General features: G+C 54.7%; 15 protein-coding genes and 1 riboswitch. All 15 genes read right to left on the reverse strand.

The window, feature by feature from the left end:
• Complete coding sequence (gene sufU / locus GC56T2_RS14710) at window positions 1-450, reverse strand: Fe-S cluster assembly sulfur transfer protein SufU (RefSeq protein ID WP_144976197.1); 450 nt, start codon at window positions 448-450, stop codon at window positions 1-3.
• Window positions 440-1,660, reverse strand: coding sequence for a cysteine desulfurase (locus GC56T2_RS14715; protein WP_144976200.1), 1,221 nt, complete (start codon window positions 1,658-1,660; stop codon window positions 440-442). Before GC56T2_RS14715 ends, sufU begins: the two co-directional genes overlap by 11 nt.
• A complete protein-coding gene (sufD, locus tag GC56T2_RS14720; RefSeq protein ID WP_144976202.1) occupies window positions 1,657-2,967 on the reverse strand; it encodes a Fe-S cluster assembly protein SufD in 1,311 nt (436 codons plus the stop codon). The genes GC56T2_RS14715 and sufD overlap by 4 nt, the downstream gene beginning before the upstream one ends.
• A 17-nt stretch (window positions 2,968-2,984) precedes the next feature.
• Window positions 2,985-3,764: a Fe-S cluster assembly ATPase SufC gene (gene sufC / locus GC56T2_RS14725; protein ID WP_144976204.1), complete on the reverse strand. Its 780-nt coding sequence runs from the start codon at window positions 3,762-3,764 to the stop codon at window positions 2,985-2,987.
• A gap of 502 nt (window positions 3,765-4,266) precedes the next feature.
• The gene (locus tag GC56T2_RS14730) at window positions 4,267-4,629 is read right to left on the reverse strand and encodes a carboxymuconolactone decarboxylase family protein (RefSeq protein ID WP_033018570.1); all 363 of its coding nucleotides are present in this window, start codon (window positions 4,627-4,629) and stop codon (window positions 4,267-4,269) included.
• A 434-nt stretch (window positions 4,630-5,063) separates the two neighbouring features.
• The gene (locus GC56T2_RS14735) at window positions 5,064-5,912 is read right to left on the reverse strand and encodes a MetQ/NlpA family ABC transporter substrate-binding protein (protein ID WP_144976206.1); all 849 of its coding nucleotides are present in this window, start codon (window positions 5,910-5,912) and stop codon (window positions 5,064-5,066) included.
• Between the two features lie 16 nt (window positions 5,913-5,928).
• Window positions 5,929-6,597: a methionine ABC transporter permease gene (locus tag GC56T2_RS14740; RefSeq protein WP_144976208.1), complete on the reverse strand. Its 669-nt coding sequence runs from the start codon at window positions 6,595-6,597 to the stop codon at window positions 5,929-5,931.
• Window positions 6,587-7,615 carry a methionine ABC transporter ATP-binding protein gene (locus GC56T2_RS14745; RefSeq protein WP_144976210.1) on the reverse strand — a complete coding sequence of 343 codons (1,029 nt, stop codon included), beginning with the start codon at window positions 7,613-7,615 and terminating at the stop codon, window positions 6,587-6,589. The genes GC56T2_RS14740 and GC56T2_RS14745 overlap by 11 nt, the downstream gene beginning before the upstream one ends.
• A 176-nt stretch (window positions 7,616-7,791) precedes the next feature.
• Window positions 7,792-7,901: riboswitch (SAM riboswitch) on the reverse strand.
• Between the two features lie 74 nt (window positions 7,902-7,975).
• Window positions 7,976-8,323, reverse strand: coding sequence for a hypothetical protein (locus tag GC56T2_RS14750; RefSeq protein ID WP_033018560.1), 348 nt, complete (start codon window positions 8,321-8,323; stop codon window positions 7,976-7,978).
• Between the two features lie 147 nt (window positions 8,324-8,470).
• Window positions 8,471-8,785 (reverse strand): thioredoxin family protein, encoded by a 315-nt coding sequence (locus GC56T2_RS14755; RefSeq protein WP_172706233.1) that lies wholly within the window; start codon window positions 8,783-8,785, stop codon window positions 8,471-8,473.
• Window positions 8,782-9,141, reverse strand: a complete 360-nt coding sequence (locus tag GC56T2_RS14760) for a toprim domain-containing protein (protein ID WP_033018557.1) — start codon at window positions 9,139-9,141, stop codon at window positions 8,782-8,784. The genes GC56T2_RS14755 and GC56T2_RS14760 overlap by 4 nt, the downstream gene beginning before the upstream one ends.
• Before the next feature lie 93 nt (window positions 9,142-9,234).
• Window positions 9,235-9,471: a YusG family protein gene (locus GC56T2_RS14765; protein WP_144976214.1), complete on the reverse strand. Its 237-nt coding sequence runs from the start codon at window positions 9,469-9,471 to the stop codon at window positions 9,235-9,237.
• A gap of 73 nt (window positions 9,472-9,544) precedes the next feature.
• Window positions 9,545-9,928 carry a glycine cleavage system protein GcvH gene (gcvH, locus tag GC56T2_RS14770; RefSeq protein ID WP_144976216.1) on the reverse strand — a complete coding sequence of 128 codons (384 nt, stop codon included), beginning with the start codon at window positions 9,926-9,928 and terminating at the stop codon, window positions 9,545-9,547.
• A gap of 216 nt (window positions 9,929-10,144) precedes the next feature.
• Window positions 10,145-10,522, reverse strand: coding sequence for an arsenate reductase family protein (locus GC56T2_RS14775; protein WP_033843130.1), 378 nt, complete (start codon window positions 10,520-10,522; stop codon window positions 10,145-10,147).
• 191 nt (window positions 10,523-10,713) lie between these two features.
• Window positions 10,714-12,498, reverse strand: coding sequence for an acyl-CoA dehydrogenase family protein (locus GC56T2_RS14780; RefSeq protein WP_033843129.1), 1,785 nt, complete (start codon window positions 12,496-12,498; stop codon window positions 10,714-10,716).
• Between the last annotated feature and the right edge of the window lie 21 nt (window positions 12,499-12,519).

The following is a 12,519-nucleotide window of genomic DNA, read 5'->3' on the forward strand; positions in this document are numbered from 1 at the left end:
TCACCTTCCTTCATGTTCGTGGCCATGTAGCCCTTTTTCGAGCGCTTTCCACGCCAACGTCGCGCATTTGATGCGGGCGGGAAATTTGGAAACGCCTTGGAGCGCCTCGATGTCGCCAAGGTCAACGGAATCGTCGTACGCTTTGCCTTGGATCATGTCGGAGAAAATGTGGGCGAGCCGAAGCGCCTCCTCCACCGTTTTTCCTTTGATCGCTTGCGTCATCATCGACGCCGACGACATCGAAATCGAACAGCCTTCCCCTTCAAACTTGACGTCGGCGACTTTGCCGTCTTCCACTTTCATTGTCAAGTGGATGCGGTCGCCGCACGTCGGATTGTTCATGTTGACATCGACGTTCGTGCCCTCAAGCACCCCGCGGTTGCGCGGGTTTTTATAATGATCCATAATGACTTGGCGGTAAAGCTGATCCAACGGATGGTTAGAAGACATGGCTGAAGTACTCCTTCGCTTTCTGTAATGCGGCGATAAACCGGTCGATTTCCTCTTTCGTGTTGTACAGATAGAAGCTCGCCCGGGCGGTCGCCGTCACGTCAAGCCACTTCATGAGCGGCTGGGCGCAATGGTGGCCGGCGCGAATGGCGATGCCTTCGGCGTCCAAGACGGTCGCCACATCGTGCGGATGCACGCCGTCGATGTTAAACGTCACCAGCCCCGCCCGCTCCTTCGGTCCATAGACGGTGACGCCTTCGAGATCTGCCATTCGTTCAAGCGCGTATTGCGCCAGTTCATGCTCATGGGCGGCGACGGCGTCCAAGCCGACTTGCTCGAGGAAATCGATCGCCGCGCCGAGGCCGATGGCGCCGGCGATAATCGGCGTCCCACCTTCAAACTTCCACGGCAGCTCTTTCCACGTCGAGTCGTACAGTTCGACAAAATCGATCATTTCACCGCCAAACTCGATCGGCTCCATTTGCTCCAATAATTCTCTTTTTCCATATAATACGCCAATCCCGGTCGGTCCGCACATTTTATGGCCGGAAAACGCCAAAAAGTCGCAATCGAGTTCTTGAACGTCGATCTTCATATGCGGAGCGCTTTGCGCCGCGTCGACGACGATGATCGCCCCGCGCTCATGGGCGATGCGGGCGATCTCGCGAATCGGATTGATCGTGCCAAGCACGTTCGACACATGGGCGATGGCGACGATTTTCACAGCGGGTGTCACCGTGGCCTCGACATCGTTGAGATCGATCGTGCCGTCTTCCTGCAGCGGAATGTATTTCAGCGTCGCGCCCGTTTGCTTCGCCAGCTGCTGCCATGGGATCAAGTTGCTGTGATGTTCCATGTACGTGATGACGATTTCATCGCCTTCGTTGACATGGGCGCGCCCGTAGCTTGAGGCGACCAAGTTGAGCGCTGATGTCGTCCCGCGCGTGAAAATGATTTCTTGCATCGAGCGGGCGTTAAGAAAACGCCGTACTTTTTCGCGCGCCCCTTCGTACGCGTCGGTCGCCTTCGTTCCGAGCGTATGGACGCCGCGGTGAACGTTCGAGTTGTACTCACGGTAGTAGCGGTCAAGAGCCTCAATCACCGGCAGCGGCTTTTGCGATGTCGCGGCGCTGTCAAAATAGACGAGCGGGTGGCCGTTGACATTCTGATGCAAAATCGGAAACAACGCGCGGATTTCGTTCACGTTCATGATTGAACTTTCCTTTCAATCACTTCAATTAATTGATTTTTCACGCCGTCAATCGGAATCGCTTCGACGACCGGCGCCAAAAAGCCGTGGATGATCAGCCGTTCCGCTTCCCGTCTTGGAATGCCGCGGCTCATTAAGTAATACAACTGAATCGGGTCGACGCGACCGACCGACGCCGCGTGGCCGGCCATGACGTCGTCTTCATCGATCAACAAAATCGGGTTCGCATCGCCGCGCGCTTTGTCGCTTAACATGAGCACGCGCGATTCTTGCTCGGCGCTTGATTTTGATGCGCCGTGCTCGATTTTGCCGATGCCGTTGAAAATTGAAGTCGCGCTGTCGCGGACGACGCCGTGTTTCAAAATGTACCCTTCCGTATGCTTTCCGTAGTGAACGACGCTGGTCGTAAAGTTTTGTACTTGCTCGCCGCGGCTGACGACAACGGTTTTCGTATCGCCGAACGAGCCGTCACCGACGAGGCGCGTGATGTTTTCCGACACCGTGTTGCCGTCATTCATCAGCCCGAGCGCCCATTCGATCCGCCCGTCGCGCCCGGCGATGCCGCGCCGGTTCACGTACGTCGTCACGCCGCTCGCCAAATGGTCAACGGCGGCGAAAAAGACGCGGGCGTTCGCGTTGGCGAACACTTCGGCCACAATATTGGCGGACGCTTGACCGTTGCGGTCCGCTGACAAATAGTTTTCCACGAACACCACGCGGCTGTTGTCTTCCGCCACGACGATGACATGGTTAAACAAGGCGATGTCGTCTTCATCTTGAATGTAAACAGCCTGAAGCGGCGTTTCAATTTCAACGTTTTTCGGAACGTACACGAATACGCCGCCGTTCATGAGCGCGGCATGAAGCGCGGCGAGGCGGTGCTCATCCGGCTTGACCGCGGTCATCCAATAGCGCTCAAGCAAATCGCCGTGCTCGCGCGCCGCCGTCAAAATGTCGGTGAAAATGACGCCCTTTTCTTTCAGCTCTTCAGAAAGCGACACATACGCCGGCGTATGGTTGCGCTGCACGTACAAGTTTTTCGTTTCTTCCCCTGCTTCGATGAGCGCCTTTACGGCGTCCGGCAAATCATCGAGGCTGGCGTACGCCGCGCTCTCCACCGTGTGGCGGGCGAAGCCGTGAAAGTTCCATTTCTCGATCTTCGTTTTGTCCGGTTTCGGCAGCGGCAGCCGCTCCGCGCGTTCCAGCGCCTCGAGACGCCGCGCCGTCAGCCATTCCGGCTCGCCGCGCCCGCTTGAGAACGTGCGGATGTAGGTTTCATCGAATGGAATTTTCGTTTCTGTCGCCATAGTCCTCCTCCTAACGCTTACGCTTCTTGCCCGACCGTTTCGTCTTCGATGCCAAGTTCTTTTTTGATCCAGTCGTATCCTTCCGCCTCCAGCCGCTGCGCCAGTTCCGGACCGCCGGATTTGACAATGCGCCCTTGCATCATGACGTGCACATAATCCGGAGTGATATAGTTCAGCAGCCGCTGATAGTGGGTGATGATCAAACAGCCGAACTCGCTGCTGCGCATCTCGTTGACGCCTTTGGCGACAATTTTCAGCGCGTCAATATCCAGCCCGGAGTCAATCTCGTCCAAAATCGCGATTTTCGGCTCGAGCATCATCAATTGCAAAATTTCATTCCGCTTTTTCTCCCCGCCGGAAAACCCTTCGTTCAAATACCGGTGCGCCATATCCGAATTCATGTCGAGAAAGGCCATTTTTTCATCAAGCTTGCGGATGAATTTCATGAGCGAAATTTCATTGCCTTCGCCAAGACGGGCATTGATCGCCGCCCGCAAAAAGTCGGCGTTCGTCACCCCGCTGATTTCACTCGGGTATTGCATCGCCAAAAACAAACCAGCGCGCGCCCGCTCGTCGACTTCCATCTCGAGAACATCTTGGCCGTCCAGCGTCACCGTGCCCTCCGTCACCTCATATTTCGGATGACCCATAATCGCGGAAGCTAACGTCGATTTCCCCGTTCCGTTCGGCCCCATGATCGCATGGATCTCCCCGCCTTTGACTTCCAAATCTACCCCTTTTAAAATCTCTTTTCCTTCCACTGACACGTGAAGATTGCGAATCGTCAACACTGCCATGCAGCATACCTCCAATTTCTGCTTGAAAGTCAGCGCCGCCCGTTTTGATCATCTAGCGGCCGTTCATTCTCAATTTATTCTCATTACAATCTTATAACAAATGAAAAGTATTCGCAACTGTTCCGCCTCTCCGGCGCGCGATTCCTCCGGCGAAACATCGGTGCCACTTTTTATATTTTACACGAAAATGCCCGTTTGTACGAGCATTTGCCATAAAGAACGGGCAAAATTTCCCCGCCGCTAGCCCCGGAGCGGTTCAACGTCCGCCCTCTTTTCCGTTGGCCGACTGCCCATCCATCTTGCTTTCATTCGTTCTCCCTCGCGCAACGGAAACAGCGTTTTTGCACCAGCCTTCTAAGCGCGAACCCAATCGGCGAGGCCCCCGCTTCGTTCACCAACCGACCTTCTCACTAAAAAAGACCCGTTCAAATTGCCGATTTTCTCGGTTTACAGGAGATACCAACTGATCTTCTCACTAAAAAAAGACCCCGTCACCGGAGTCTTAATGGGCGGTGCGCAACTCGCGGAGGCATTCTTGGACGAGCGTCACCGCTTGGCTCATCGCCGCCCCGCCGCCAAACGCCGCCGCCACCGCGCACGCTTCCAAAACTTCTTGTTCCGACGCCCCTTCATCAAGGCATCCTTTCGTGTGGTAAATCGTGCAATACTCATCTTGGGTCGCCAAGCTGATGCCAAGCGCGATCAGCTGCTTTTCCTTTTTCGACAGCGCCCCCTCGGCAAAGCACGCTTCCGTAAAGGCGTTAAATCGCTCCGCTACGTTCGGGAGTTTTTGGGTGAACGCCCCAAGCCCTTCTTTGTAGTGGCGAAGCGCCGATTCGACCGATGACGGTGTGACGTGGTTCATTTTCGTTTTCCTCCTTTGTCCGTTTCTGCTGTTAGTATGCATGCAGGAACGGCAAATTAAACGGCAAATCATATCGGAAAAAGGAGGAGACCGCCACGGCGTTGGCCGGTGTTTTTTGTGCCGGCCGCAGCCAGTTCAATCATCGCCATCTAAGAGGCTGGTGATTTCGTGCAAAAATACTGCTGAGTTCCATCCATTTCTCAATGAGAGAAACCTCACAGAATCAGCTTTCTTTTCTGAATGAAAATATGCCTCCAATTGGTGTGTCAGCGGTTTTTCACCGGCCTTCTAGGTGATGAGCGCTGCCCTTGGCGCAAGCGGGAGGGCTCAAGCCGCTGACCCGCCGTTGTCGCGCGCTGCACGGCCTCATCATTTCGCCGCTCGTTGCCTTGTTAGAGCCGCTGACGAAAAATAACGGGAGCGAACCGCTCCCGTTATTGATTGTTTTCCGCCGCTGGAATGACGGCGCCTTTATATTTTTCCTTAATGAAGTCTTGAATTTCTTTCGACTGCAGCACTTCCACCAACGTTTTGATTTCTTTCCGGTTTTCATCACCTTTGCGCACCGCCACAATGTTGACATACGGGTTGTCTTTCGGCGATTCGACGGCGATCGGATCTTTCGCCGGATCCAAGCCCGCGTCCAGCGCATAGTTGGCATTGATCAGCACCGCATCGCCTTCGCCGTTTTTGTAAATTTGCGGCAGCAGCCCAGCGTCGACATCGGCCTTAAACTTCAAATGCTTCGGATTTTCAACGATGTCATTCACCGTCGCTTTCGTTTTATCGACGCCCTCTTTCAGCTTAATGAGCCCTTTTTCTTGCAGCATCGACAAAATGCGGCCGTGGTCGGCGACCGAGTTGCTCATGATGATCGTTGCGCCATCCGGCAGCTCTTCGATGCTTTTGTATTTTTTCGAGTACAAGCCGATCGGCTCAATATGAATGCCACCGGCGTTAACGAATTGGTAGCCATGCTCTTTCATTTGCGACTCTAAATAAGGAATGTGTTGGAAGTAGTTGGCATCAATTTCTTTGTCAGCCAACGCTTTGTTCGGCAAAATATAGTCTTGGAACGTAATGATCTCCAAGTCAATGCCTTTTTCCTTCAAAATCGGTTTCGCTTTTTCCAAAATTTCCGCATGCGGCACGTTCGAGGCGCCGACTTTCAGTTTTACCAATTTGCCGTTGCCGCCCTCATCTGCGGCGTTGTTGTTGCCGCCGCAAGCCGCCAAGGCGAACACCAAGACGGAAGCGAACAGCACGCCAAGCCATTTTTTCATCGGTTTTTTCCTCCTTTTATCGTTTATCTATTTTGGAAGTGACAACGTCACCGATCCACTGAATGACAAAGACAATCACAAGCACCAACACGGTCGCGACAAACGTCACATCGTTATGGCTGCGCTGAAATCCTTCCAAATATGCCAAATTCCCAAGTCCACCGGCGCCGACAACGCCAGCCATCGCCGTGTAGCCGACAAGCGACACCGCGGTGACGGTAATCCCCGAAACAAGGGCTGGCAGCGATTCCGGCAAAAGCACCTTCCAAATGATCGTCCACGTCGAGGCGCCCATCGCCTGCGCCGCTTCAATGACCCCTTTGTCAATTTCGCGGAGGGCGATCTCAACCATGCGGGCGTAAAACGGCGCCGCGCCGATGATGAGCGCCGGCAGCGCCGCGTTGGCGCCGAGCATCGTCCCGATGAGCCATTTCGTAAACGGAATAAGCAAAATGATCAAAATAATGAACGGAATGGAGCGGAAAATGTTGACGAACGCCGCGATGACCGTATTGGCCAGCCGGTTCTCCCATAGGTTTCCCTTTGCCGTTAAAAATAACAGCAAGCCAAGAACGATCCCGAGGACGAACGTGGCGGCGACCGCCATGCCGGTCATGTACAGCGTCTCGACCGTTGCCGCCCACATCGTTTCCCATTGCACGTTCGGCAGGAGGTTAGCGAGCATCGTGAATCACCTCCACCGCCACTTGTTGGTCTTGAATATAGTCGAGCGCCCGACCGATTTCATCCGCCGCCCCGTCGATGTGCACAAACAGCACGCCGTAGGCGCCTTGATGGGTGTGCGAGATTTTTCCTTGCAAAATGTTGACATCAACGGCAAATTGGCGGACAACTTGCGTAATGAGCGGCTGTCCAGCGGCGGCGCCGACAAACGTCAACTGCGCGATCACCCCGTTCGGGTATTGGCCGAACAGATGCGAGACAGCTTCTTCGGTTTCCTCCGGCTCGACCAGCTGCTTGACGAACCGTTTCGTAATCGGTTGCTGCGGGTTCCGGAACACGTGCAGCACGTCGCCTTGTTCAACGATTTTGCCGCTTTCCATCACCGCGACGCGGTCGCAAATTTTGCGAATGACGTGCATTTCATGGGTGATGAGCACGATCGTCAGCCCGAGCCGCTTGTTGATGTCAACGAGCAAATCCAAAATCGCGTCCGTCGTCTGCGGATCGAGGGCGGACGTTGCCTCATCGCAAAGCAGGACTTTCGGATTGTTGGCGAGCGCCCGCGCGATGCCGACCCGCTGCTTTTGCCCGCCGCTCAGCTGGGACGGATACGCCTCTTCCCGCCCGGTGAGCCCGACAAGCTGGATGAGCTCATCGACGCGCTTTTGCCGCGCCTCTCTCGGAACACCGGCGATCTCGAGCGGAAAGGCGATATTTTCCCTGACGGTGCGCGACCAAAGCAAGTTGAAATGCTGGAAAATCATGCCGATTTCCTGACGGGCGTTTCGAAGCTCCCGACCTTTCACGCGCGCCATGTCGCGGCCGGCGACGATCACCCGACCGCTCGTCGGTTTTTCCAATCCGTTTAACAGCCGAATGAGCGAACTTTTTCCGGCCCCGCTGTAGCCGATAATTCCAAAAATTTCCCCTTCGCGAATCTCAAGCGACACGTTGTCAACGGCTGTCACCGCACCGTTGGCCGCTTGGTATACTTTCGTCACCTGTTCAAGGGTGATCATCGTTTCACCTTCCTTTCTTGCCGTTCGCTTCCCGTTCGCCAGCAGGCGCAAGCCCCGCCGCCGAGCGCGCCTGCGCAAGCGGCCGAAGCGGGCTGTTCACGCCCAGCGTCCAAGCAAGCGCAAAAAGAAAACCTTTCTGCCCGCGGAGAACAGAAAGGTATTGTCTACCATTCCGTCTCTTATCTCTCAAAGCAGGCTGCTTTGTGTGAATTGGCACCATTTCAGCACAAGCGCTGACGGTTGCCGGGCTTCATTGGGCACATCCCTCCACCTCTCTTGATAAGAGCGCAACGCGAATGTATTCAATTTGGTTACGAATGTGATTGTATCACTGGATGTCGAATCGTGTCAACCCATTTTTTATCCGACATGCCGATACGGCTTGGCCAAATGGAGGAGCGACTCCAGCAGCAATAAATGGCGGAAGCTTCCCGATACGTGCACTTCTTGCAGTCGGACGAGCTGCTGCAGCTTCAGCTCACCGCTCAGCAAGGAGGCGAGCGCTTCCTTCGAACCGCGCACCGTCAACGTGTTTCGTTCATCGTTCTCGCACTCAACGATGGCCGGCTCTTTGCCAAGCAAGACGGAAGCGGCCTCCCCGTCGCTTTCAAACCGAACGCATAACTGCTCGTCCGGCAAAATCGGCAACAAATGACGCAACATTTGCATCCGCTCGATGAACCGTTCCACAAATTCACGCACTTCCATTGACCATCACCCCCATGTCCTTTGTTCTCTATTTCCATATGTGGGGGCAAGAATCCTTTACAAAAATCTCGACAGCCTGTTGACGAACGGACGCCGTTTTTGTCATTTCCCAAGAAATGTGTCAAACGGAGTCAAAAAAGGGCACAGTCAACGAGGCAGCCGGGCTTGCAGTTGCTCATACAAATCGGTGACGGAAGGGAACGCATACCATTTGCCCGCCATCGCTCCGTCAACAAAAAGAAGCAAGCATGGAACGCTGGAAATTTGCCACTCCACTGCCTGCTTGGGAATATAGTTGATATCCGTTTCGTAAAACGGCAACGTCGGGAATAGCTGCTCGATAATCACGAGCAACCGTCGCGCCAATTGACATGTGCCGCACAGCGGGGTATACAAATACAGCGCCAAAAGCGGCTCGTTCTCAATCGTTTTTCTGAGCTCATTGCGATGGATCGCGTTCACCCGCTTCCCCCCTTCATCAACCATTCCATGCGCACCTCAAAATCGGCGCGCAGCAACACTTGCGCCAAATGCCAAAGCGGAGCGGCCGCCACTTCCCGGTACGCCCGGTCAATATAAATATGTTCGGCTTCGGGAAACATGCGGCGAAACTGGCGGCGCAGCTTCTCCCCCGCCTCATCGGCGTCGGCAAGCACGTATACATCTTGGCCTTCGAACTCGTCGGCCAACTCTTCCAGGCGGGCATCGCTGATCGTCCCGTTCGTACACACGATCACCACCGGTTCATTCAACACCGCCGCCACCTTTTGTTTATCCGATCTCCCCTCGACGATGATCACCTTTTCCACTTGTCGCATATCCGCCCCACCTAACTCCACCAATGTTGCTCTATTGTATGATCGATGCGAGCCAAAGGTTGAAAAAAAGCAACGGCCATCCACCGTTGCCTTTCAACACCAGCCCGCTTCCCCGTCGCAGTCGACATATTTTTGCCCCGGCTCAACGGTAGCGGTCACGTCTTTGTAAACTTTTCCATTTTGCACTGTATAGCCGCTTTTTAACGGAACAGTCTCCGGAAGCGGAACATGGCCGATCAGCTCCCCTTCCGCATACAAATCAAGCGAGCGGCCGTTCCATTTGCCGATCACCCGATCGGTCACATCGATGCGCGCCGATTGCAGCGCCATCTCTCGCACCCCCTTGTTTCATTTCTTTCATATGTATAGGGTGCCCGAATTGAGCCGAAAATGACGGCCATGTTTATCCTTCCGTCACCATCGCTTCGTATTGTTCCGCTGTCAATAATTGGTAGATCTCACGGGTGTCGCTCGGTTTCACGACGATCATCCACGCTTTCTCGTACGGCGATTCGTTGACATACTCCGGATGATCGTTGAGCGCCTCGTTTACTTCGACAACCGTTCCGCTGACTGGCGCGTACAGCTCCGAGACGGTTTTCACCGACTCAACACTGCCGAACGGCTCGTTCGCTTTCAGCTGCGCGCCCACTTCCGGGAGTTCGACAAAGACGATATCCCCCAACTCGGATTGCGCGTAATCCGTAATGCCGATGCGCACGTGTTCTCCTTCGACGCGCACCCACTCATGCTCTTTCGTATAGCGAAGTTCCTTTGGCGTGTTCATCGAATCCCTCCATTGCGACAAAAAAGTGTGCTCCTCTTCATCATAACCGATTTTCCGCGAAAACTCACCGTCTGTCTGTTCGGCCGGCGAAAAATTTTTGGGCTTCGCACCCGCCCTGTCGAAAACCGTTGTCTACGCCGGCCGCCCGAACCGGCGGAACACCCCCGTTTGCCCCTTTCGCTGTTGCCGTTCCGCCGTGCCCGGATGGCAAACTGGTTACCGATTCACGGCCGGCGCCTGTCCAAAAAACGATTCATACGCCGATTCGCGAAACCCGACGATCACCCGCTCGCCATCCGTCAAAATCGGCCGCTTCACCAGCATTCCGTCCGAAGCGAGCCAATCGAGCATCTCGTCTTCCGATGCGCCGTCAAGCTTGTCCTTTAATCCGAGCTCGCGGTATTTCAGCCCGCTTGTATTAAAAAATGTTTTCAGCGGCAGCCCGCTTTTCCGATGCAGGTCGGCGAGCTGCTCTTTCGTCAGCGGCTCGTCGACCAAATGCACCGTTTGCACCTCAATGCCGTGGTCATCCAACCATTTTTTCGCCTTCCGGCACGTTCCGCACTTTGGATACCAATAGAGCGTGAGCGCCATCGTCCTCCCCCTTTCCGCTGAATTCGCTCGGATGATCCGATGTTGGCGGCGCCCGTTCCCAACAGCGAGAACAAGCGGCCAAAGGCATCGAACCGTCCGCTTCTGCCTGCAGTTTCCTCGAAACGACAAGAAGTACCAGGTCGGACCTGGTACTTCTCATTATCACACAACTTGCCGCGCCGCTTCAACGCTCACACAACATATCGTTCCGCTTCAATGAGCGCAGCGGCCGCTTCACGTTTTTTCGCGATCACGTTGATCGGCGTATGGCGCGTCAGCCGGCGGAGCGCGGCGAGCATCATCCGCAGCGTGTCACCTTGCTCCACAGCGACAAGCGTCTCTTTCGCATGGGCTTCAATTTCATTGAACGCCTCTTGGCAGAAAATTTGCGTGTACAGCACTTTTTGTTTGTTTTTCTCCTCACCGCTCGCTTGAATCGCTTTTTCCGTGCGCAAGAGCGCCGATTCCATCGCGTAAACGTTCGAAACAATGTCGGCGATATTGACGAGCACTTCTTGCTCTTCTTCAATGCGCTGGCCGTATTTTTGCGCCGCCAATCCGGCGACCATCAAGGCAACTTTTTTCGCTTGGCGCACCAAGTATTTCTCTTGTTCCAGCGCGCCCGAACCCGGCTCTTCGGCGGCCATCATCATGAGCTCTTCCTGCAGCTGCTGCGCTTTTTGGAACAGCGGCAGCTCGCCTTTTACCGCTTTTTTCAAGTACATGCCCGGCACGAGCAGGCGGTTGATTTCGTTCGTTCCTTCAAAAATGCGGTTGATGCGCGAATCGCGGTAGGCGCGCTCGATTTCGTATTCTTGCATAAAGCCGTAGCCGCCATGGATTTGCACGCCTTCATCGACGATGTAATCGAGCACTTCCGTCGCAAAAAACTTGTTCAGTGAGCATTCGATCGCGTATTCGGCGATCGATTTGGCCACTTCTTTGCCATCTTTCGCTTTTTCGGCATCAAGCAAGCCCATCCGTTCATCGAACAAGCCGACCGTGCGGTAGACCGAGCTTTCGGCGGCATACAGACGCGACGCCATCGTCGCCAATTTTTCCTGCGTCAGCGTAAACTGCGAAATCGGGCGTTTGAATTGTTGGCGCTGATTGGCGTATTTGACCGTGATCTCAAACGCCCGCTTCGCGCCGCCGACCGCCCCCAACCCGAGCTTGTAGCGGCCGATGTTCAAAATGTTAAAGGCGATGACGTGGCCTTTGCCGATTTCGCCGAGCACGTTTTCTTTCGGCACCGGCACGTCTTGCAAAATGAGCGTCCGCGTCGATGAGCTTTTGATCCCCATTTTCTTCTCTTCCGGACCGGTTGAAACGCCCGGGAAATCGCGCTCAACGATGAAGGCGGTAAAATGCTGGCCGTCGACTTTCGCATAGACGACAAACACATCGGCGAATCCGGAGTTCGTGATCCATTGTTTTTCGCCGTTTAAAATGTAATGTGTGCCTTCCGCATTGAGCTTCGCTGTCGTTTTCGCGCCGAGGGCGTCCGAACCCGAGCCCGGCTCCGTCAAGGCATAAGCGGCGATTTTTTCGCCGGTCGCCAAATACGGCAAGTATTTTTGTTTTTGTTCTTCCGTGCCAAACAACACGATCGGCAGCGAACCGATCCCGACGTGCGCCCCGTGCGAAATCGCAAAGCCACCGGCCGGCGCCATTTTTTCGGCAATGATGGCCGAGCTGACCTTATCTAAGCCCAAGCCACCGTACTCTTCCGGAATGTCCGCGCTCAACAGGCCGAGCTCGCCCGCTTTGCGGAGCAGCTTCACCGAGCGGTCAAACTCGTGATTTTCCAGATGTTCAAGCTGCGGAAGCACCTCGTTGTTGACATACTCTTCCGTCGTTTTGGCGATCATGTGATGTTCGTCGGTGAAATCTTCGGGCGTAAACACGCGCTCCGCCGGAATGTCTTCGATTAGAAAGCTGCCGCCTTTGATCGCTTCTTCGATTGTTTTGGCCATCGTTCATTTCCTCCCCAAAAG

Origin of the sequence: Geobacillus sp. C56-T2, assembly GCF_007829715.1 — a bacterium.
GTDB classification, from domain to species: Bacteria; Bacillota; Bacilli; order Bacillales; family Anoxybacillaceae; genus Geobacillus; species Geobacillus icigianus.

Excerpts from the sequence above, each read along its gene's own strand:
- GC56T2_RS14760 (WP_033018557.1), bottom strand. The coding sequence starts at position 9,141 with ATGCGACAAGTGGAAAAGGTGATCATCGTCGAGGGGAGATCGGATAAA.
- GC56T2_RS14715 (WP_144976200.1), bottom strand. The coding sequence starts at position 1,660 with ATGAACGTGAACGAAATCCGCGCGTTGTTTCCGATTTTGCATCAGAAT.
- gcvH (WP_144976216.1), bottom strand. The coding sequence starts at position 9,928 with ATGAACACGCCAAAGGAACTTCGCTATACGAAAGAGCATGAGTGGGTG.
- sufD (WP_144976202.1), bottom strand. The coding sequence starts at position 2,967 with ATGGCGACAGAAACGAAAATTCCATTCGATGAAACCTACATCCGCACG.
- GC56T2_RS14745 (WP_144976210.1), bottom strand. The coding sequence starts at position 7,615 with ATGATCACCCTTGAACAGGTGACGAAAGTATACCAAGCGGCCAACGGT.
- sufU (WP_144976197.1), bottom strand. The coding sequence starts at position 450 with ATGTCTTCTAACCATCCGTTGGATCAGCTTTACCGCCAAGTCATTATG.
- sufC (WP_144976204.1), bottom strand. The coding sequence starts at position 3,764 with ATGGCAGTGTTGACGATTCGCAATCTTCACGTGTCAGTGGAAGGAAAA.
- GC56T2_RS14730 (WP_033018570.1), bottom strand. The coding sequence starts at position 4,629 with ATGAACCACGTCACACCGTCATCGGTCGAATCGGCGCTTCGCCACTAC.
- GC56T2_RS14780 (WP_033843129.1), bottom strand. The coding sequence starts at position 12,498 with ATGGCCAAAACAATCGAAGAAGCGATCAAAGGCGGCAGCTTTCTAATC.
- GC56T2_RS14735 (WP_144976206.1), bottom strand. The coding sequence starts at position 5,912 with ATGAAAAAATGGCTTGGCGTGCTGTTCGCTTCCGTCTTGGTGTTCGCC.
- GC56T2_RS14750 (WP_033018560.1), bottom strand. The coding sequence starts at position 8,323 with ATGGAAGTGCGTGAATTTGTGGAACGGTTCATCGAGCGGATGCAAATG.
- GC56T2_RS14765 (WP_144976214.1), bottom strand. The coding sequence starts at position 9,471 with ATGGCGCTGCAATCGGCGCGCATCGATGTGACCGATCGGGTGATCGGC.
- GC56T2_RS14775 (WP_033843130.1), bottom strand. The coding sequence starts at position 10,522 with ATGGCGCTCACGCTCTATTGGTATCCAAAGTGCGGAACGTGCCGGAAG.
- GC56T2_RS14740 (WP_144976208.1), bottom strand. The coding sequence starts at position 6,597 with ATGCTCGCTAACCTCCTGCCGAACGTGCAATGGGAAACGATGTGGGCG.